Origin of the sequence: uncultured Tenacibaculum sp., assembly GCF_947498805.1 — a bacterium.
GTDB lineage: Bacteria > Bacteroidota > Bacteroidia > Flavobacteriales > Flavobacteriaceae > Polaribacter.
Genome location: NZ_CANMLT010000008.1, coordinates 154,184 through 176,130 on the forward strand (window position 1 = coordinate 154,184; position 21,947 = coordinate 176,130).

A 21,947-nucleotide genomic window follows, 5' to 3' on the forward strand; every position below is an offset into this window, starting at 1 on the left:
TTTTGTGCCGCTTTTAAAGAATTGAAATATGTTTAATAAGAATATAAAACTAGTTTTAGCAGCATTAACATTAGCTTGGTCTGTTTATAATTTTATTCAGGGCGAAATAGGTAATGGATTAGCTATTTTACTTTTAACTGGAATCTTCATTTTATTATATTTTAAAAATGAATTTATCCTATTAGCATTCTTAAAACTAAGAAAACAAGATTTTGAAGGTGCACAAAAATGGTTGGCATATATTAAAAATCCTAGTGCAGCATTAACTCAAAAGCAAGAAGGATATTATAATTACCTACATGGAATTATGCTTTCTCAAACCAACATTACCAAAGCTGAGAAATTTCTTAAAAAAGCTGTTAAGCTAGGATTAGCAATGGATCATGATTTAGCAATGGCTAAATTACAGTTAGCTGGTATTGCTATGACAAAACGTAGAAAACGTGAAGCAACTATGTTAATGAATGAAGCAAAAAAGTTAGATAAACATGGTATGCTCAAAGAGCAAATACAAATGATGAAGCAACAAATGAAAAGAATATAAATCCCTCTACAATTACGATTTCCTCTTATTTTTTTTAGTTTTTGTACTTTTACCACAAACAAGAAATCATAAATGTTAAAGAACTGGATTTTAAAGGCTTTAGATAGATATGCATCAAAATGGATAGTTTTAACTATTGATATTTTTCTTGTATGCTTTTCTTTTATATTAGCCTACACAATAAGGTTTAATACTTCTTTAAACTTCGACACTGAAAAATTAGTCTATCAACTACCATTTATTGCCTTAGTTGCTCTTTTTAGTTTTCTTAGTGTTGGATCTTATCGAGGAATTATACGACACACGGGAACAAGAGATGCTTTTAATGTTTTCATCGGACTATCATTAATGTCCTTATTAATTATTATCTCAGTTCTAGCAAATAGTGCTTTAAAGCTTTTCCCTCTTTTTACTATTCCCAAATCAATTGTAATAATACATTTCTTAACTTCAGTTATACTACTAATTATTAGTAGATTTGTTTTTAAAGCTTTTTTTGAAATAATTTCTACTGAGTTAGACAACATCACAAATGTTTTAATATATGGAGCCGGAGATTCGGGACTAATAACTTACGGTGCGCTAAACAGAGATTCTAAAAACAAATATGAAGTTTTAGGTTTTATAGACGACAATCCAAAAAAACATGGAAAAAAAATTGATCGTATTAAGATTTATGATGGAAACAACTTAACTAAAAACTTCATTGACACCAAAAAGGTTGACGAAATAATCATTTCTATCCAAAATATCAAATCAGAAAAACTCCTTATACTTACAGATAAACTTCTTGCTTTAGGTGTAAAAGTAAAAATCGTACCCCCACTTTCAAAGTGGATAGATGGTGATTTGGAAGCTACTCAAATTAAACAAGTTAAAATTGAAGACCTCCTAAATCGCAAACCTATATCGATTGACAACCCAATTGTTGGTAGAGAAGTTAATGATAAAGTTGTAATGGTTACTGGCGCAGCGGGCTCTATAGGTTCTGAAATATCTAGACAACTTAGTTCATACAAGCTTAAGCATCTAATACTTATAGATCAAGCCGAATCACCTCTATATGAAATTGAACAGCAGTTAATTCAAAACGGTATTTCAAATTTCACAGCTTTTGTAGCCGATGTAAGGGATGCAAAACGTATGGATGAAATTTTTGAAAAATACACCCCGCAAAAAGTTTTTCATGCAGCCGCTTATAAACATGTTCCCTTAATGGAGAAGTCGCCTTATGAAGCCGTTAAAATTAATGTATTAGGTACGAAAAATATAGCTGATTTAGCAATAAAACATAAAGCAGAACGTTTTGTAATGGTATCTACAGATAAAGCTGTTAACCCTACAAATGTTATGGGAGCTACTAAACGTATTGCTGAAATGTATATAAGTTGTTTAAGTAACCGTGAAAATCATTCTACTAAATTTACAACAACTCGCTTTGGAAATGTTTTAGGTTCTAACGGATCAGTAATACCTTTATTTAAAAAACAAATTGAAAACGGTGGTCCCTTAACAGTAACTCACAAAGATATTACTCGTTATTTTATGACAATCCCAGAAGCGTGCCGTTTAGTTTTAGAAGCAGGAACTATGGGTAATGGAGGAGAGATTTATATTTTTGACATGGGTAAATCTGTAAAGATATTTGAAATTGCCAAAAGAATGATTCATTTATCTGGATTAACATATCCTGATGATATAGATATTAAAATTACAGGACTCAGACCAGGAGAGAAATTATATGAAGAATTATTGGCTAATGGAGAAAATACCACCCCTACTTACCATGAGAAAATATTGATTGCTAAAACCCAAGAAATTGACATAAAATCTATTTCTAAAAAAATCGAAACACTTTGTTCTATGAACAATAAAATAAACAATTTTGATACGGTTTCCTTAATGAAAGAAATTGTTCCAGAATATGTTTCTCAAAACTCAATTTATCAAGAATTAGACATAATCAAAGAAAATTAAATTAGTACTTTCGCAAAAAAAATAACAATGCACAAAACGAAAAGAATTGCACTCGGATTACTTCTTTTAGTATTTACAACATCTTGTGTTTCAAAAAAGGAAATTGTTTATTTCCAAAATGACACTATCAACCAGTCATTAGTTAATAATAATTACAAAACTATATTTAAGGCAGATGATTTACTACAAATAACTGTTTCTGCGTTAGATTTAGAAGCAGTTCAACCGTTTAACTTACCTTCTGTAACTTTTGCTACTACAACGAACAATGTAGTTGGAACACCTCAACAACAATCATATTTAATAGATAATGAAGGTTTTATAGACTTTCCTTTATTAGGTAAAATCAAGATAGCGGGATTGACTCGATCAGAAGCCATTGAACTACTTAAAAATAAACTAGACCCTGATTATGTTAAAAACCCAACCATCAATATTAGGATCTCTAACTTCACTATTACTGTTTTAGGAGATGTTAAGAAACCAGGAACTTATACAATTCCAAATGAACGAATTACGGTATTAGAAGCTCTTGGTTTATCTGGTGATTTAAACATTACAGGAGTTAGAAACATTAGAGTTTTTAGAGAAGAGAATGGTGAAAAATTAACTTATACATTAGACTTAAAGTCTAATAATCTTTTTACTTCACCTGCCTATTATCTACAACAAAACGATGTTGTATATGTGCAGCCTAATAAAGCATCCTCTCAAGATGCAGCTTACAACAGAAACTCTGGTTTATTTGTTTCTGTTGGTTCCGTAATAATTTCATTAATTGCTATTTTAACGAGATAAAAACATGAACGATTTACATTCTCCTCAAATTAAGGATAACGACACAATAAATATTAGAGCGGAAATAGAAAAGTATTTGTTTCACTGGAAATGGTTTGCTTTAGGAATTCTAATTTCCCTTATAGGTGCTTTTCTTTATTTAAGATATTCCACACCTCAATATAGTGCTACAGCAACCATATTAATTAAAAATGATAAAAAGGGTGGTATTTCTGAAGAGCTAGCTGCTTTTGGTGATTTGGGTATTGTAGGTGGTTCTGGTAATAGTATAGAAAATGAAATAGAGGTTATAAAATCACGTAAACTCATAAATGACGTTATTTCTAAACTTAAACTAAACGTAACTCTTATAGCTGAAGGACGAATTAAAGAATCCGAAGTTTATAAAAAAAAGCCCATATACTTAGACCTTGATAAAATTGATAGTATTAAATTACAAGATTTAAACACTCTATTAAATCTAGAAATCGTTTCTAATGATAAGTATAAGTTATTCAACAAGAATAATGAATTAATTTCAGAAAACAATTTTGGACAAGTAATCACTGAGCCTTCTATTTCTGGTGCTATTTTACATAAAACTTCTTTTTTTAGTCAAAACGACATTAATAAAACTTATAAAATTATTGTTAGGCCAATAAATAAAGTAATTGATTCATATGTTGGAGGTATATCCGTCTCTATTGTTAATAAAAGATCAAGTGTTTTAAAGTTATCATTGCGTTCTGCTATAAAAGAAAAAGCTGAAGACATTTTAGACGAATTGGTAAATCAATATAATTTCGACGCTATAGAAGATAAAAAGGAAGTTTCTATAAAAACTAATAACTTTATTATTGAACGTCTTAAAAATATTGGAAATGAATTGGCTCAGATAGATAGAAAAGTAGAAAAATTCAAATCAAAGCACAAAATTACAGATATTGAGTCAGAGGCTGAATTAACCTTAAAAACAAATATTGAAAATCGTCAACAGTTAATTAAGGCTTCTACCGATTTAAGTTTAGCAAAAGATTTAGCCAATGAAATTGACAACAATGACTATCTACCGGCTAATTTAGGGTTAAGTGATCCTAATATAGGAAAGTCTATTAATGAATATAATCTATTAATTGCTCAAAGAAAAAAGTTAGAAAAAAGTGCAGGAACTAAAAACACTGTACTCATTGAGGTAAAAATCAATATAGAAAATCTTAAAGGTTCATTGAAAAGAAGTTTAGATAACATTGTCAGATCTTTGCAGGTAACCGTAAATAATTTAAAGAAAGAGGCCAATAGATTTAATTCAAAAATAACTTCTATTCCTTCTCAAGAAAAAGAGTTTTTAGATATTGCGCGTCAACAAGAAATCATTGCAGGTCTGTATTCTTATCTATTAAAGAAAAAAGAAGAGACAGCTATATCATTGACGGCAAATGCTGTTCCTAATGCCAAAATTATTGATTACGCCTATAGCTCTGGAATTCCTGTGAGTCCTAAAAAGAAAATAATTTATTTTGCTGCTCTTTTGTTTGGCTTGATTGTTCCTTTTGTTTTTATCTATTTAAGAGACTTACTAGACACTAAAGTTCACACAAAACGTGATATAGAAGAGTTAACCAACATTCCTTTTTTAGGAGATATACCTCATTCTGAAGTAAAAGAAAAAATTGTAATTAACTCTAACGCAAGATCTAGTACAGCAGAAGCATTTAGGTTGATTAGAACTAATTTAGACTTCATACTATCTAATGTAAAACATGATGGGGGTAAGACCATATTTGTAACTTCTACAACAAGTGGAGAAGGAAAATCTTTTTCCTCTATAAATCTTGCTGCTTCACTTACACTTTCGGGAAAGAAGGTGGTTCTAGCGGGAATGGATTTAAGAGCTCCTAAAATCACTGAGTATTTAGAAATTCCTGATAGAAAAGGAATCACTAACTATTTAACTAGTGATGAAATTACTTTAGATTCTTTAACTTTTAATATTCCAGAAATTAAAGATTTAGATATTATTGCATCGGGTGCAATTCCACCAAACCCTGCGGAGCTATTAATGAGTAATAAAATAGCAACATTATTTGATGAATTAAAGCAAAATTATGATTATGTAATTATAGATACTGCTCCTGTAAATCTTGTTACTGACACTTTGCTTATTGCTAAACATGCTGATATGGTAATGTATGTTACAAGAGCTAATTATTTAGATAAACGTATGCTAGTTGTACCGCAAACATTATATAACGATAAGAAACTTCCAAACTTATCAATTGTTTTAAATGATACCGATTTAAAACGTGGCTACGGCTACGGCTACGGATATGGTTATGGTTATGGCTACGGAGTAGCTGAAGATCTTGATACACCTTGGTACAAAAAGATTTTTAATAGATAAAAAAAGGGGAAGTTTTAAACTTCCCTTTTTTTTATAACAACTTTGAATTGTTTATCAATAAATTCTCTATTTGATTTTTGATTTTTCTAGTCCCAATCTTCTTTAACAATCTTAAATGATTCATATGATGCGTATCTGTTCCAACAAAATCATACAAATTCTCTTTAAGTAGTTTCTGAGCCGTTTTCTGAACTCCTTTACCATATTGTTCAGTAAGAGACAATAAATTCAATTGAAACACACATCCTGCCTTTTTAAGCTTATAATAATTATTAAAATCTCCATGATAAAAATTATATCTCTCAGGATGAGCCAAAATCGGTTTATAACCTTTTAATTGTATTTCAAATAAGACATCATATAAATTATAAGGAGCACTGAAATACGACATTTCAACTAGTACATAATTATCTTTAATAGTTAAAACATCATTATTTTTTAATCGCTCTACAAACTGTTCATCCATCATGTATTCTGCAGCTGCCCTAAAATGAACATCATTCATTCCTCTCTTTAAAAGTTCTGCTTTAACTTCTTCTAACTTTTCGTTGATTAGTCCAGATGAATTTGGATAAACATCTCCCAAAACATGCGGTGTAGTGACAAAATTTTTAATACCATAAGAGTTCATTCGTTCAATTAACTCAATTGTATTCTCAATGCTCTTTGATCCATCATCAATTCCAGGTAATAAATGTGAATGAATATCAATAAAGTTTTCTGAAAACAGTTCTTTTAAGGGTATTTCTTTTTTTTTAAAAAACAGCATAATAAAATTTTAAAAGCCTACAAATTTATGCTTTTTATTAAAAAAAACATCTATTTAAACAACGAAAACGATTGAGTTTTTGTTGCCTATTGTTTACAAAAAATAGAACATCTATATTTGACCATATCAAACACAAGTAACATGATTTTAATAGCAGATGGAGGGTCTACCAAAGCAGATTGGATAGCAATTAATGACAATAAAGAAGAGGTATTTAGAGTACGTACTTTAGGATTGAACCCAGCTGTTGTTCCGCAAGAAGAATTAAGAAATAGAATCATTAATATGTTTCAATTGATTAATATTAAAGAAAGTGTTCGTGAAATTTATTTTTATGGTGCAGGTTGTGGAACTAAAAAGCCCACAGAAATTCTTAAAAACACGCTTAAAGATATTTTTTTTAATGCTGAAATTAATGTTTCTGAAGATATGCTTGCAGCAGTATATGCTAGTGCCGGAAAAAATCCTTCAATAGTATGTATTTTAGGAACAGGTTCTAATAGCTGCTATTTTAATGGTCTTACTATGGAAATGTTGGTTCCATCTTTAGGTTATATTTTAATGGATGAAGCAAGTGGAAATTACTTTGGAAAAAAACTAATCAGAGATTTCTACTATGGTAAAATGCCAAAAACAATTGCTAAAAAGTTTAAACAGTCATTTAATTTAGATGCTGACGTTATCAAACATAACCTTTACAAAGAAACAAACCCAAATATGTATTTAGCTTCTTTTGCGAAATTCATGTTTGATTATAAAGATGAAAAGTATATCAAAAAACTAATTAAAAAAGGTTTTGTTGAGTTTTTCAAGTATCGTATTCTTCCATACAACAAAGAAAAAGATACTCCAATATATTTTATTGGATCTATCGCTTTTTACTTCAAAGATATTTTAGAGAAAGTAGCTCATAAATACAACCTAGAAATAACAGATATTATTCAAAGACCTATTGACAACTTAGTTAATTATCACAAAAAGAACATTAATTAAGGAATTCCAAAATTCTTTCTAAAGCCATTCCTCTTGATCCTTTAATTAATATTGTTGAGTTAGTATATGTTTTCCCTTGAATAAACTCTTTTAGCTCCTCAAAATTTAAATATTGCCTACTACTTGTATTTGTTTTGCTAAAATTTTCTCCAACTAAAACTGATTCATTAAAATCAAACTTATCTACTAAACTGGCAATATCTTGATGTTCCTGCTTACTATTATCACCTAACTCAAACATATCTCCCAAGATTACAACCTTGCGATTCGTTTTTAAAAGCTTAAAATTTTCCAACGCCGCTTGAACACTTGTAGGGTTTGCATTATAAGCATCTAAAATAATCTTGTTTGACCCTTTTTCTAATATTTGAGACCTATTATTATCTGGAGTATATAATTCTATAGCCTCCTTAATTTTAGTACTTTCAATATTAAATTTTTCACCAATTGTAATAGCCGCTGCAATATTGTTGTAGTTATACTTCCCTATTAAATTACTTTGAATTACAACATTACCATAAGACAATTTTACAAATGGATTCACTTCTTTGAATTGAATGGAAGAAGAAAACAAAATTCTATTACTCCTTTCTGTTTTTTCCATTTGAATAACGTCTAAAGGATTTACAAAAATTGTCCTATCATCTTCCTTTAAAAAATCATATAGCTCTGATTTCGCCTCTATAACCCCTTCTACAGACCCAAACCCTTCCAAATGTGCTTTTCCAAAATTAGTAATGTATCCGTAGTCAGGCTCAGCTATACTACTCAAAAGAGCTATTTCTTTATGATGATTAGCGCCCATTTCTATTACTCCTATTTCAGTATCAGGTTTGATAGATAATAAGGTCAATGGAACACCAATATGATTATTTAAATTGCCTCTAGTAGCAACTGTCTTATACTTCTGAGATAAAACTGCATTTATCAACTCCTTTGTTGTTGTCTTACCATTGCTTCCTGTTAATGCAATGATAGGAACTTGTAATTGCCTTCTATGGTAATTTGCTAAATTCTGGAGTGTTTCTAAAACATCGTCTACCAACAAGGTTTTATCATTTACCCTATATTCTTCTTCATCAACTACCGCAAAACTTGCTCCTTTATTAAGTGCCTCTACAGCAAATTTGTTTCCATTAAAATTGGCTCCCTTTAAAGCAAAAAAGATTGTTCCTTTTCTAATGTTTCTTGTATCTGTATCTACTAAGTAACTCTTCTTAAATAGCTCGTATAATCCTTCCATATTCATATTGTAAAAATAAATAACCTCATTGAGATTTCAATGAGGTTATTCTATATTATTAAGTAGTAAGTATAATTTACTATCTCACTTGTTTTACATATCTAGGAGTTGCCGTTTTTCTTTCATTCAGCATCATTGGTCCCATTTTATCAGTAGCACATCTAAATCCAATAAAACTTGTAGCCATATACTCCGGGAAGTAACGTCTTTGAGCTGGATCTAACCAATATTCTCTATCTGCCCAAGAACCTCCTTTATATACTCTAGATCTATCACTAATTAAGGTCGTTCTATTTTTAGCATCATATTTATAATTATCAACAACTCTACCTAAAGAATCTCTTTCAGCTTCTGGTTTTACCGGAGCGTTATACATTCTTGTTCCTTGGTTTAATTGATCTTTTTCTAACTCATAAAACTTAGTAGAAGCCTGATCTCCATCGCCTAAACTAGAGTTGTTCGCTAAATTATAGTTTCTTCTCATATATGTATCTTCCTTCGTAATTGGAATATACTTTACACTACCTGGCAATGCCTTTGGCACAATTCTTCCGTTCTCTAAAGTATCATACTCAACCTCTCCAATCTCATCTCCTACGATCACTACTTTACCATTTTCATCAATTAACTTCTTAGTAAAAATATTTCCTCTAAAGTAATTGAAATCATTTGCTTCGTTATCGATAATAGGTCTATATACATCAGAAACCCATTCTGCAACGTTACCAGACATTTCAAATAATCCGAATGCATTTGGAGGATAACTTCTAACGGCATTAGGGATATCAGCCCCATCACTACTCCATCCTGCTATACCACTATAGTCTCCTTTACCTTGCTTAAAGTTAGCTAATTGATCTCCTCTTCTTCTCTTATCTCTATCTCTAGTATACTTTCCATCCCAAGAATACTTCTTTCTTCCTCTAATGTTATTATACTCTCTATTTTCAAATAAAGCTTTAGCGGCATATTCCCACTCTACCTCCGTAGGTAACCTAAACTTCTGAGATAAGATACCATCAGATGATGTAACTTGTCTTCCCGTAAATGTTCCTTTAGGTGCTTTAGGTTCTCCTTTTACCTTAGGAACTGGTAATCCTTTCTTATAAACTGTTGAGTCACCATCAAAGATTGCGTATGGATCTGTTAAATACGTATCGGTATCAAAATTATTCTTACCATAAAAACTCAATGAGTCTTCTTTAAAAATATTTTTGATAATCCCTTTATCCATTAAAATTTTTAAGTTTACCGCATTGGTACGCCACTTACAATACTTATTTGCTTGTATCCAACTAACACCTACAACAGGATAATCTGCATAAGATGGGTGTCTTAAATAACTTTCTGATAATAAGTTTGTGTTACCTAAACCTTTTCTCCATACTAAAGTATCAGGTAATACTGCTTCGTAAATATTTTTAAATTGTGCTTCTTCTGGAGGGAATACCTTCTTAGTATACTGCATGAATAAACCATATTCTGCATTGGTAACCTCTGTTTCATCCATATAAAATGAGCGCACATGCATTTTTCTCGGCGTAGTATTCCAGTCAAACATCACATCGTCCTGAACTAATCCCATAGTAAAAGCCCCACCTTCTATATGTACCATCCCAGGAGGAACATCTTTATTTGGTTTGTGGCTTCCTTTTATAAAATTACCATAGTTAGGATCATTAAAATTCCAACCTGTTAATGAAGAACTATTACCTCCTCTACTTCCGCTATTACTCTTACAAGAAGCAAATGCTAAACCTGCAATTACTAATACGCTAACTAATTTTGATGTACTTCTCATGTATCTTTTACTATTTTTAAGGGTGTGGCAATTTACAATATTTATCATAGTTTACAATATAAACTCTTTAAAATATAATTCACCTTACATATTCACATGCAAACTAAAAACGATAGTTTTTTTACTTTATTATTACGAAACTAATAAAAAGATTAAAATATCTAATACATAGTTACGTTATTTCTTTGATTATTATTTTTAATTTTAGGGTATTTTCAAACTAAACTGTTACCTATTAGGTATTAGCAAATTTGTAACCCTACTTGAAATATAGGATTAAGATTTATTAATACTGTAATAAAATTATATATTTGCCAAACTAAATTCAACTTTTACATGAGAAAATTAACTTTCATATTATTATTTGTTGCTTTTGTTACAAAAACTCAAGCGCAAGATAGAATAACAACAGCCACCCCCTTCTTGTTGATTAATACAGATGCTCGTGCAGGAGGAATGGGAGATGTGGGAGTTGCAACTTCTTCAGACGTTAATTCTATATTTCACAACCCTGCAAAAATTGCATTCCATAAAAGTAAAATTGGAATTGGTTTAAACTACACGCCTTGGCTACGTAATTTAACAGATGATATATTTGTAGGAGATGTATCTTACATTAATCGTTTCAAGGAAAATTCTGCTTGGGGAGTTAATATTAAATATTTTTCTTTAGGAAAAATTGAATTAACCAATGATAGTGGGCTACCACAAGGGTTCGAAAATCCTAGTGAATTTGCTATTACTGGAGTTTACTCTCTTAAATTAAGTGAAAAATTCTCTATGGGTATTGGTTTAAAATACATTAATTCTAGCTTAGACGTTAATAACAGCTTAACAGCAGTTAACTCTTTTGGTGTTGATGTTTCTGCTTACTACCAATCAACTGAAGAAAATTATGGAAAATTCAATGGTCGTTACCGTTTTGGTATTAACATTACCAACATAGGTCCTAAAGTAGAATATACACCAGGAGTAGAAAACTTTATCCCTACAAATGCTAAATTAGGTGGTGGATTTGACTTCATCTTTGATGATCAAAACATTTTAGGGTTAAACTTAGAATTCACAAAATTACTAGTACCATCTAGTAGTACTCAATCGTCAAGAGGTTGGTTTGAGGGAATGTTTACTTCATTAGGAGATAGAAGCTTTAGTGAAGAATTACAAGAGGTTACTTGGGCTTTAGGTGCTGAGTACTTATACAACAATGCCTTCGCTTTAAGAACTGGTTACTTCCACGAAAGCGCGGTTAAAGGAAACCGTCAATACTTTACAATGGGTGCTGGTTTTACCGCTAGATCATTTACTTTAAATTTATCATATTTAATGAATACTTCTAATATTAATAATCCATTAGAAAATACGTTACGTTTTTCTTTAGGGTTTGATTTAGGAGAAATCTTCGAAGATTATTAGAAATTCGTTTATTTTTAATAAATTCGTACCGAAAATATAGAAGCAGTCACATCGACTGCTTTTTTTGACTAAAATTTTGTCATGAAGAAAATAGACTTTACCGCCTCAGCTACTATATACGATGAAGTATCTCAACTATCATCAGAAGATCAGAATTTAATGAACAAAGCTGTTGAGGCTCGACAAAAAGCATACGCTCCTTATTCTAAATTTAATGTAGGAGCTGCGCTACTATTAGAAAATGGTGAAATTATACTTGGTAACAATCAAGAAAATGCAGCATACCCTTCTGGAATGTGCGCAGAAAGAGTTGCTATTTGGAAAGCTGGTTCAGAGTATCCAGGTGTTAAAGTAAAGAAGATTGCTATTACCGCAGCTTCAACCACTTCAAAAGTAGACAAACCTGTTGGTCCATGTGGAGCATGTAGACAAACCTTATCTGAATACGAAATAAACCAGAAAGAACCAATGGAAGTTTTATTTATGGGTGAAGTTGGTAAAATAGTAAAAACAGAATCTTTATTATCATTATTACCGTTTTCATTTGATAGTTCTTACCTCTAGAGTTATTGTATTCTTATTTTAAAAACTTATTTTTAAGCTTTCAATAATTAAAGCCTTTGCTATTTATTACAATCGTAAAAGTAGCTCATCATTAGTTTTTTACAATTAAAAAGCGTTCATTTGTTAGTCTAAATTCCCTAAACTAACGAATGATTTCAGCAAAAATAACAGGAACTGGTTCTTATATACCTACCATTAAAAAAGAAAACACTAAGTTTAATTCTAATCGATTTTTAAACTCAGACGGTTCTGATTTTGTCAATACCAACGATGTCATAATTGACAAGTTTAAAGATATTACTGGAATTGAAGAACGAAGGTATGCTGAAACCAAATACAATGCTTCTGATCTTGGTTTTTTTGCAGCTCAAAGAGCTATAGAAGATGCTCAAATTGATCCTGAAGAGCTAGATTATATCATTCTTGCCCATAATTTTGGTGACGTTAAAAGCGCAGCTATACAAAGTGACATTATACCTAGTTTAGCAACTAGAGTTAAATATAGATTAGGAATCAGCAACCCAAATTGTGTTGCTTATGATATTCTATTTGGTTGTCCTGGCTGGGTTGAGGGTGTTATTCAAGCACAAGCCTTTATTAAAGCTGGAATTGCTAAAAAGTGTTTGGTCATTGGAGCAGAAACATTATCGAGAGTAATAGATAAACACGATAGAGACTCTATGATTTATAGTGATGGAGCTGGTGCTTGTATTGTTGAGGCAACTCAAGAACAAGAAAGTGGAATTATAAGTCATGCGTCACAAACCTTCACCAAAAATGAAGCTTACTATTTATTTTTTGGAAATTCTTACGATAAAAATGAACACCCAGATGTGCGTTATATAAAAATGCACGGGCGTAAAATTTATGAGTTTGCGCTCACCAATGTTCCAAAAGCAATGAAAACTGCAGTAGACAAAAGTGGTGTTTCAATTGATCAAATAAAAAAAGTTTTTATTCATCAAGCGAATGAAAAAATGGACGAAGCCATTATAAAACGTTTTTATCGTTTGTATAAACAGCAACCTCCTAAAGATGTAATGCCTATGAGTATTCATAAACTAGGAAACAGTTCTGTTGCTACCGTTCCTACTTTATTAGACTTAGTCCTTAAAGGTCAAATTGAGCATCAAGAAGTACAAAAAGGAGACGCCATTATTTTAGCTTCTGTTGGTGCTGGAATGAATATCAATGCAATTGTTTATCGCTATTAAAAACTTCTAAAAAATCTATTTTTAAATACTAAAAATCTAAATTGTAAGTACTATTTTTGCGCATGCAACAACACAACGTACTTATATTAGATTTCGGTTCGCAATACACGCAACTAATTGCGCGCCGAGTAAGGGAATTAAACATTTATTGTGAGATACATCCTTACAATAAAATTCCAGAAAACTTAAACAATTTCAAAGCTGTAATACTATCAGGAAGTCCATCATCTGTTCGTTCTGAAGAAGCTCCTCACCCAGACTTATCAGAAATAAGAGGTAAAAAACCTTTATTAGCTGTTTGTTATGGTGCTCAATATTTAGCACATTTTTCTGGCGGATTGGTTGCTCCTTCAAACACTAGAGAATACGGACGTGCAAATCTTTCATTCATTAAAGAAAATGAAGATTTCTTCCAAGGAATCTCTGAAGGAAGTCAAGTTTGGATGAGTCATTCAGACACCATAAAGAATTTACCTACCAACGGAGTTCTTTTAGCAAGCACACATGATGTAGAAAATGCAGCATATAAAATAGAAGGAGAAACTACCTATGCTATTCAATTTCATCCAGAAGTATATCATTCTACGGACGGAAAACAATTATTAGCTAATTTTTTAGTTAATATAGCAAAGGTTGAGCAAAACTGGACTCCAGATTCATTTGTAGACGAAACCGTAAAAAACTTAAAAGAACAAATCGGTAACGATAAAGTTGTATTAGGTTTATCTGGAGGTGTAGACTCTTCTGTAGCAGCTGTATTATTACATAAAGCTATTGGAAGTAATTTGCACTGTATTTTTGTTAACAATGGATTATTACGTAAAAATGAATTTACCGATGTATTAAAACAATACGAAGGTATGGGCTTAAACGTAAAAGGAGTAGATGCTTCGGCACGTTTCTTGAATGAATTAGCAGGATTAAGTGATCCAGAAGCGAAACGAAAAGCTATTGGTAAAGTTTTTATCGATGTTTTTGATGATGAAGCTGCTCAAATAGAAGATGCTAAATGGTTAGCTCAAGGTACTATTTACCCAGATGTTATTGAATCTGTATCTGTAAATGGAGGTCCTTCAGCAACTATTAAAAGTCATCACAATGTGGGGGGATTACCAGATTTTATGAAATTAAAAGTAGTAGAGCCATTACGAATGATTTTCAAAGATGAAGTTCGTCGTGTTGGGAAGTCAATGGGAATTGATGCTGAATTATTAGGTCGTCACCCATTCCCTGGACCTGGTTTAGCTATTCGAATCCTTGGTGATATCACTTCGGAAAAAGTTCGTATTTTGCAAGAAGTTGATGCAATTTTCATCAATGGTTTAAAAGAACACGGACTTTATAATAAAGTTTGGCAAGCAGGAGCAATTCTATTACCAGTTAACTCTGTTGGAGTTATGGGAGATGAAAGAACCTACGAAAAAGTAGTAGCTTTGCGTGCTGTTGAAAGTACAGACGGTATGACAGCTGATTGGGTAAATTTACCTTATGAGTTTTTACAAAAAATATCTAACAAAATAATAAACAATGTAAAAGGTGTTAACAGAGTAGTTTATGACATCAGTTCTAAACCACCTGCAACAATTGAGTGGGAATAACATCTTTTTAAAAGTGTATACATGAAAAAAATAAAGTTATTAGTATTTCTATGCGGATTAACAATCGCAGTTTCTTGTGGACAACAAAAACGTTATGTTTCATACAAAGTTCAACAGGGAGAAACCATAGAGGATATTGCAAATCGTTTAAACATGAGCGAAGATGATTTACTTCGTTTAAATCCAGACGTAAGTGCTACTCCTCCTACAAACACCGTTATTATTATTCCTAATAAAGACATTAATAACAGTACTCCTGTAGATACAAGTACTACTGAAGAAGGTGGTGGAGAGGAAACAACGCAAACAGAGCAAGAAACTACTCCAAATGAAACTAATAACGAAGATGTATATACCGTTGTAACTACAGATTACGAAACACATACTGTTCAGCAAGGAGAAACAGTATATAGAATTACAAAGGAATATGATATTACCAAGGATGAATTATTAAAATTAAATCCTGAGTTTCCTGACTTGGTATTTAATAAGTTATCTGTTGGTCAAGTTTTAAAAGTAAAAGCAACTGCCAGAACAATTGTTGTAGACAAGAATGAAATTTTAAAACAATATGTTACGCATGAAGTTAAGAGTAAAGAAACTATTTTTAGCTTAACACGTTTCTACAATATTTCAAAAGAAGATTTAATTTATTTAAATCCTGAATATCCAGAGATTAAAGACAATGTTTTAAAAGTTGGTCAGCTTATTAAAATTAGACCTAAAACGGAAGAAAAAGAGGAAATCGAGTACAAGTTTTACACTGACTCTATTACTTCAGACGCTGCTGTAAATATTGCTTTACTACTTCCTTTTAGAGCCAATGAATATGACACTATTGCTAATAAAGAAATCTTTAAAAAGAACAGATTAGCTAATATGGTGACTGATTTTTACCTAGGTGCAGAAATTGCAATTGACTCTTTAAATAACCAAGGAGTAAACGTAAATGCTTTAGTTTTAGACACCGGTAGAAAAGGAAAAAACATTGATGATATTGTACAATCTGATCAATTAGACGATGTTGATGTTGTTATTGGTCCTTTTTATTCTGAAGAAGCTATTGAGCTTTCGAGAGGAGTAAGTAATCCAATTATTTTCCCTCACTTTTCAAATAGTCAAAAAGATTTCTCATCATCGAAATTAGTAAAAACGGCACCAGATAAGAATTTATACGTTGATTACATATTATCTTATTTAAAAGATAACTATAACAATGAAACTATTTTTGTAGTGGGAGATGATAAGAAAGAATCTAATGCGATGGTTGAAAAATTAAGATATGGTTTAAATAGACATGATTCTATTAAAACTGTTCACGTATTAAAACCTAAGGACGGATATATTAAAAGAGAACGTTTTACTGATGTTTTAAAAGAAAATAAAAAAGCTTGGATAATTATGACTTCAAGTGACAATGTAGCTGTTGCAGATGGTTTAAACAGCGCTATTGGTTTTCCAGATGATGTAATCGTTCAAGTATTTGCTGTAAATAAAAACAAAGGATATAATAGAATTGATAATAATAAATTAGCTCAAATTCAATTCACCTATGTTACTGATATGTATGCAGACATTAACTCTAAAGAAGCAAATGTTTTTAATGAAAAGTATTTAGAAAAAAACAATGCATTACCATCTGATTATGCAGTAAAAGGGTTTGATATTACTTACGACATTATTATGCGTTTAGCCTCTGGAGAAAAGTTAAGTAAAACTTTTAAAGAAGGTACTTCATTCCGATTAGAGAATAAATTTGAATACCGCAAAAAATCTGGAATTTACTCAAATCAAGGTTTATATTTAGTTAGATATAACAAGGATTTAAGCTTAACCAGATTAAAATAATAAACAAATAAAAAACTCAGCAAATTGCTGAGTTTTTTATTTATTTCATTTTTTTGTTTACTGTGTACATTGCGTAAAGCAAACTAATTACAATTTTACTTAACCAAAATCGTACCCATTGATTATTGGCAAAATGTACATTATAAACCGTTTCAAAATCACCAGATAAAATTGCTCCTCCTGTTTTTAAAAACAAAGAAAATGCAGCTACCACTAGTAAAAATACCAACGCTATTTTTAAGACATTAATCCAAAAAAATCCTTTTTTAATATTCTTAGCTAAACTCATTATTTTAATTTTTCATTATTATGATGACGATCGTGATCTCGCTTTGTTTTAATATCTAGTTTTTTATCAAAAGCTTCTTGTAAATTCACTCCTGTTTGATTTGCCAAACATAGAACTACAAAAACTACATCTGCTAACTCCTCTCCTAAATCTTTTTGCTTATCACTTTCTTTCTCACTTTGTTCACCATAACGTCGAGCAATAATACGTGCTACCTCACCTACTTCTTCTGTTAATTGAGCCATGTTTGTTAACTCATTAAAATAACGAACTCCGTGGTTTTTAATCCAATCGTCAACTTGTTTTTGCGCGTCTTGTATATTCATTCTTCTTAGTATTCAAATTAAAAACTCAAAGATAAAACTTCCAGTTAATTAATTCGCCAAGGTGGATTTTTTCTGTGCTCTCCTGCTTTGAACAAAATTAATTTATTTCCATCAGGATCTACTAAACGAGCTTCTCTCCAAAGCCATGTTTGATCTTTTGGCAATTGAGAAAATTCTATTCCTTTATCTTGAAGTTGCTTAACTATTTCATCTAAGTTATCATTCTCAAAATAAAGCGTAACTCCATCTCCTTTTGGAAGTTCTTCTACTAAATGAATAGACAAAGTACTTTCGCCTTCTGGCATTTCAAATCGAACATATCTAGGACTCGCATCTACAATAAGATGCAAGCCTAGTTTTTTATAAAATTCTACAGAGGTATTTACATCTATAGACGGAATCGTTACTTGATTTAAATTCATCCTTTAACTCTTTCTTTTTTAATTAAACTCATTAGTATCATTAGAAATACCAACCCTATAATAGATAATACTGCCATAATACTCCATGTATTACTAAATCCAATTTTATCTACCATTTGTAATCCAGAATTATGTCCGAATATATGTGAGATAGAGAATGCAATACTATAGTAAGCCATATACTCTCCTTGGTTTCCTTTTTTAGCTCGATCCATAACAAAGGCATTTGAGAATGGAAATGCTATCATTTCACCAATCGTCATAAACAACATTCCTATAATTAACACACCTACCCAATTTGTTAATAGCAGTACCACAAAGCTTATTCCTGTTAATAGCAGTCCAACAAACATCAAAAATTCTTTTGAGTATTTACTATTCTCTAACCATTTAATTAAGGGCATTTCCAGAATAAAAATAATTATCCCATTCATTCCCATTAACAAGCCTATTTCCAGCTCCGTTAAATGGTGAGCATCTTTATAATACAATGGCATTGTAGAAAAATATTGTAAGAATATAAATCCAAAAACAAACATACTCACAAAAAACACCCAAAAGGCTTTATCTGAAAATACCGATTTAGGGTTTTCTACTTTTACCTCATCAACTTCTACTGCTTTCTTAGGGTTTAAAACATTCACTAACAAAAGTGTTGCTAAAAGACAGGTCACTCCATCTACCCAAAATAGTCCGCTATAGCTTAAATATGTAATGATAAGTCCTCCTACCGCAGGTCCTCCAGTAAATCCTAGGTTGATCGCCAAACGTATTAAAGTTACTGATCTTGTTTTATTCTCTGGTTTACTATAGGCGCTTAACGCTACAAACATTGCAGGTCTAAAGGTATCTGCAACTAGCATTACTAAAAAGATCCCTATACAAAAACCTACAAAAGTTGTTACAAACTGTAATGCTATAAATAGTAGTCCGGTTAAAAATAAGCTTACTTTCATTACTTTATAAAAGCCTATTTTATCTGTTAACCTCCCTCCTAACCAAGATCCAATTACAGATCCTAATCCAAAGCAAGTCATAATCCATCCTACGTCTTTTAAACTAAAATCTAGGCTTTTTGTTAAATACAATGATAAGAAAGGAATCACCATTGTTCCTGCTCTATTTATCAATGTAATCAGTGCCAACCACCATACCTCAGTTGAGAGGCCTTTAAATGTGTTTAAATAATTAAAATATAGTTTTTTCATAGTTTCTAAGTTTAGTTGTTTTCTTTTTATAAAAATAAAAAGTCCGACTGTGAAGCCGGACTTTTCGTAATAGTTATATCTTATTTGAAAATAATTATAATACATACGTCGCCCGATACCTCCTGTGTCTAACAGTAGATTTCCATTGCTTACATGTAGTATAATTTGTCATTTGTCTATTTAATTGAGCAGTAAAACTATAAAAAAAAGAAATAGGTTTTACAAAAAACTATTTCTTAACGTTTATTTCATATTGATTCTAAATAAAAAACAGCTTGTTAAACAACTAAAGTTCAGTTCCTTTTAAAGCTATTCACTTTCCATTCATCGACATAAAATTACCCTTTATCTTTTAGTAGACGAATCTACTTTAATCCTGTTATATCTTTGAAGTATAAATGAAACATAAAGTAAATCTCGCCAAACAGATAGAGGTCCCTAAAAAGAAACATTTATAAAAAACGTAAATAACAAACCTTGGTTAAAGGTCGTCGCATAAGTACATTTTTATCAAATCGCTAAACCTACTACTTTACGATTTTATACAAAATTGGTTTACTAGGAGTTGCATCGTTTTCGAAAGGAGCTACCATTAGATTTAAAAAGTAAGTTCCGTCTTCTACAGTATTAGGCACATAAATAAACTCTGTTATTGTAGCATCAAAACGCAGCGCTCCTTGAGTATTCCAAAAAGCATTGTGAGAAAGTAATTTACCCTCGTCTTTTTCCTTATCTACAGATGGTAAGTCAATTAACAGGTGTTTTATTCCTTTTTCTTTTAAGTATTCTGCCGCTTCCTCTAGCATATATGGTGGATTGGTATTCGAGTACCTCATTTCTTTTTTATCTAAAAGATTCGGAATTGTACGAATTACAATTGCATCTCTTTTCTTGTTTCCTAAATTATGTTGCAATTGCTTTTTAGAAATTACAAAATCTCCATTTTCCAATTGTTCTGGTGCTATCGTTACTACTTCTGCTAAAAAGAAAAACTGTGATAGATGCTGATTTACTGAATATACTTCTTCCGTAATATGCCCAACACATTCGGTATGTGTTATGTGTGAATGTGGATTAAACGCAATATCATTAAAGTTTACATCTGCTCCTTCCGATACACTTCCAACCCAGTCTCCTGAAGCTACTGGTGCTATTTTAGGATCATCGAGATACCAGGCATTTATATTTTGTTTGGTAGTATCTATTGCAATGGAAATATCCAACGGTTTTAATAAATCAATAGTATATTTTCTAGAATTATATTCAATAGTTGCTTGCATACCCAAAGGTACTTAAATTATAAATAATTCAGAAGCTAATCCGTCTGCTAAAAACTTCCCTTTTGCAGTTGTTTTTAGCACATAATTGTCATTACGAGGAGCATCCAACGAAGTAATCTCTTCCTCTACAACAGATTGCTTCATTTCATTCGCAATGACAAGTAATCCTTCCTGAATAAATCGATTGGCATTTTTAAGCAAGGTTTCTTTAAATTCAACACCAAACTCTTCAGCAACTTGATTTAAAGATACTCCCCATATGGTTCGTAAACCGGTCATTAAATATTCGTTAAACCGATCTTCTTTGGTTAATTCTTCTACTTCTAATGCAAGCTCCCCTTCTTTTAAAGCTTTTATATATTTAGCATTGTTGGCAACATTCCAACTTCTATGTGTTTTGTTAAAGGAATGTGCAGAAGGACCTATTCCTAAGTATTTTTTATTTAACCAATAAGAGGTATTGTGTTTTGAAAAGTAATTAGGCTTTCCAAAATTAGAAATCTCATAATGTACAAATCCGTTATTTGTTGTTTCTTCCACCAGAATATCAAAATGTTCTTTTGCTACAGTTTCATCTGGTGAAGGTATTTTTCCATTATTTATAAAAGATTCTAAAGCTGTTTTAGGTTCTACCGTTAATGCATAACTCGAAATATGATGAATACCAAAATCAAAGGCTATTTGTAAATTTTCCTTCCATCGCTCATTCGTCATGTTCGGAACTCCGTAGATTAAATCAATGGTAATATTGTCGAAATATTGAGTTGCTACTGATAAACAGTTCTTTGCTTCTACAGCATTATGTGCACGATTCATCAATTTTAAGTCTTCTTCAAAAAAAGATTGAATTCCGATGCTTAATCTATTTATAGGAGTTTTAGATAGTTTAATGAGTTGTTCTTCAGATAAATCATCTGGATTTGCTTCAAGCGTAATCTCTGGGTCTTCTAAAACTGTGTAATTTATTTTTATAATATTTAGCAACAACTCTAAATCCTCAACAGCTAACAAACTCGGAGTCCCTCCTCCTAAATAAATGGTTTCAACAACTTCATCCTTCAATTCATCTTTTCTTAAAATTAACTCGAATTTTATTGCTGAAAGCATCTCATCATACTTTTTAAGTGATGTTGAAAAATGAAAATCGCAATAATAACAAGCTTGCTTGCAAAAAGGTATGTGTATATAAATTCCTGCCATTTATCAGTTATCAGTTATCAGTTATCAGTTATCAGTTATCAGTTATCAGTTATCAGTTATCAGTTATCAGTTATCAG

19 protein-coding genes are annotated in these 21,947 nt (G+C 31.2%); 10 read left to right on the forward strand and 9 right to left on the reverse strand.

Going from position 1 to position 21,947, the window contains the following annotated elements:
- The first annotated feature begins 28 nt into the window (after positions 1–28).
- The 4 genes from Q0873_RS15850 to Q0873_RS15865 all read left to right on the forward strand — a co-directional run bounded on the left by Q0873_RS15850 (position 29) and on the right by Q0873_RS15865 (position 5,699).
- On the forward strand, positions 29–544 hold the full coding sequence (locus Q0873_RS15850; RefSeq protein ID WP_299109123.1) for a DUF2892 domain-containing protein: 516 nt from the start codon (positions 29–31) through the stop codon (positions 542–544).
- Positions 545–616: 72 nt separating this feature from the next.
- Positions 617–2,521, forward strand: coding sequence for a nucleoside-diphosphate sugar epimerase/dehydratase (locus tag Q0873_RS15855; protein ID WP_299109125.1), 1,905 nt, complete (start codon positions 617–619; stop codon positions 2,519–2,521).
- A 27-nt stretch (positions 2,522–2,548) separates the two neighbouring features.
- Positions 2,549–3,319, forward strand: coding sequence for a polysaccharide biosynthesis/export family protein (locus Q0873_RS15860; RefSeq protein WP_299109127.1), 771 nt, complete (start codon positions 2,549–2,551; stop codon positions 3,317–3,319).
- Positions 3,320–3,323: 4 nt separating this feature from the next.
- Positions 3,324–5,699, forward strand: coding sequence for a tyrosine-protein kinase (locus tag Q0873_RS15865; RefSeq protein WP_299109130.1), 2,376 nt, complete (start codon positions 3,324–3,326; stop codon positions 5,697–5,699).
- Positions 5,700–5,730: 31 nt separating this feature from the next.
- Here Q0873_RS15865 and Q0873_RS15870 read toward each other — a convergent pair whose 3' ends face one another.
- Positions 5,731–6,468, reverse strand: a complete 738-nt coding sequence (locus Q0873_RS15870; RefSeq protein WP_299109131.1) for a CpsB/CapC family capsule biosynthesis tyrosine phosphatase — start codon at positions 6,466–6,468, stop codon at positions 5,731–5,733.
- A 141-nt stretch (positions 6,469–6,609) separates the two neighbouring features.
- On the opposite strand from Q0873_RS15870, the gene Q0873_RS15875 reads away from it, so the two are divergent.
- Complete coding sequence (locus Q0873_RS15875) at positions 6,610–7,461, forward strand: N-acetylglucosamine kinase (protein ID WP_299109133.1); 852 nt, start codon at positions 6,610–6,612, stop codon at positions 7,459–7,461.
- Here the strand turns inward: Q0873_RS15875 and murF are convergent.
- On the reverse strand, positions 7,454–8,710 hold the full coding sequence (gene murF, locus Q0873_RS15880) for a UDP-N-acetylmuramoyl-tripeptide--D-alanyl-D-alanine ligase (RefSeq protein ID WP_299109135.1): 1,257 nt from the start codon (positions 8,708–8,710) through the stop codon (positions 7,454–7,456). The two genes, Q0873_RS15875 and murF, sit on opposite strands and share 8 nt — an antisense overlap.
- 73 nt (positions 8,711–8,783) lie before the next feature.
- Entirely contained in the window at positions 8,784–10,505 is a 1,722-nt protein-coding gene (gldJ, locus tag Q0873_RS15885) for a gliding motility lipoprotein GldJ (protein ID WP_299109137.1), read from the reverse strand.
- A gap of 336 nt (positions 10,506–10,841) precedes the next feature.
- On the opposite strand from gldJ, the gene porV reads away from it, so the two are divergent.
- The 5 genes from porV to Q0873_RS15910 all read left to right on the forward strand — a co-directional run bounded on the left by porV (position 10,842) and on the right by Q0873_RS15910 (position 17,145).
- Positions 10,842–11,921, forward strand: a complete 1,080-nt coding sequence (gene porV, locus Q0873_RS15890) for a type IX secretion system outer membrane channel protein PorV (protein WP_299109139.1) — start codon at positions 10,842–10,844, stop codon at positions 11,919–11,921.
- 81 nt (positions 11,922–12,002) lie between these two features.
- Positions 12,003–12,485 (forward strand): cytidine deaminase, encoded by a 483-nt coding sequence (gene cdd / locus Q0873_RS15895; RefSeq protein WP_299109142.1) that lies wholly within the window; start codon positions 12,003–12,005, stop codon positions 12,483–12,485.
- Between the two features lie 149 nt (positions 12,486–12,634).
- Positions 12,635–13,699, forward strand: a complete 1,065-nt coding sequence (locus Q0873_RS15900; protein ID WP_299109145.1) for a 3-oxoacyl-ACP synthase III family protein — start codon at positions 12,635–12,637, stop codon at positions 13,697–13,699.
- 62 nt (positions 13,700–13,761) lie between these two features.
- Positions 13,762–15,297, forward strand: a complete 1,536-nt coding sequence (gene guaA / locus Q0873_RS15905; RefSeq protein ID WP_299109148.1) for a glutamine-hydrolyzing GMP synthase — start codon at positions 13,762–13,764, stop codon at positions 15,295–15,297.
- A 21-nt stretch (positions 15,298–15,318) separates the two neighbouring features.
- Positions 15,319–17,145 (forward strand): LysM peptidoglycan-binding domain-containing protein, encoded by a 1,827-nt coding sequence (locus Q0873_RS15910; RefSeq protein ID WP_299109151.1) that lies wholly within the window; start codon positions 15,319–15,321, stop codon positions 17,143–17,145.
- Between the two features lie 40 nt (positions 17,146–17,185).
- On the opposite strand, the gene Q0873_RS15915 is transcribed toward Q0873_RS15910, so the two are convergent.
- The 6 genes from Q0873_RS15915 to hemW form a co-directional block, all read right to left on the reverse strand.
- Positions 17,186–17,434 (reverse strand): hypothetical protein, encoded by a 249-nt coding sequence (locus Q0873_RS15915; protein WP_299109154.1) that lies wholly within the window; start codon positions 17,432–17,434, stop codon positions 17,186–17,188.
- A complete protein-coding gene (locus Q0873_RS15920) occupies positions 17,434–17,760 on the reverse strand; it encodes a nucleotide pyrophosphohydrolase (RefSeq protein WP_299109156.1) in 327 nt (108 codons plus the stop codon). Before Q0873_RS15920 ends, Q0873_RS15915 begins: the two co-directional genes overlap by 1 nt.
- Positions 17,761–17,804: 44 nt before the next feature.
- On the reverse strand, positions 17,805–18,182 hold the full coding sequence (locus Q0873_RS15925) for a VOC family protein (protein ID WP_299109158.1): 378 nt from the start codon (positions 18,180–18,182) through the stop codon (positions 17,805–17,807).
- Complete coding sequence (locus Q0873_RS15930) at positions 18,179–19,390, reverse strand: MFS transporter (protein WP_299109159.1); 1,212 nt, start codon at positions 19,388–19,390, stop codon at positions 18,179–18,181. The genes Q0873_RS15925 and Q0873_RS15930 overlap by 4 nt, the downstream gene beginning before the upstream one ends.
- A gap of 527 nt (positions 19,391–19,917) precedes the next feature.
- Positions 19,918–20,670, reverse strand: a complete 753-nt coding sequence (locus Q0873_RS15935) for a cyclase family protein (RefSeq protein ID WP_299109160.1) — start codon at positions 20,668–20,670, stop codon at positions 19,918–19,920.
- Between the two features lie 12 nt (positions 20,671–20,682).
- On the reverse strand, positions 20,683–21,870 hold the full coding sequence (gene hemW / locus Q0873_RS15940) for a radical SAM family heme chaperone HemW (RefSeq protein ID WP_299109161.1): 1,188 nt from the start codon (positions 21,868–21,870) through the stop codon (positions 20,683–20,685).
- Positions 21,871–21,947: the final 77 nt, after the last annotated feature.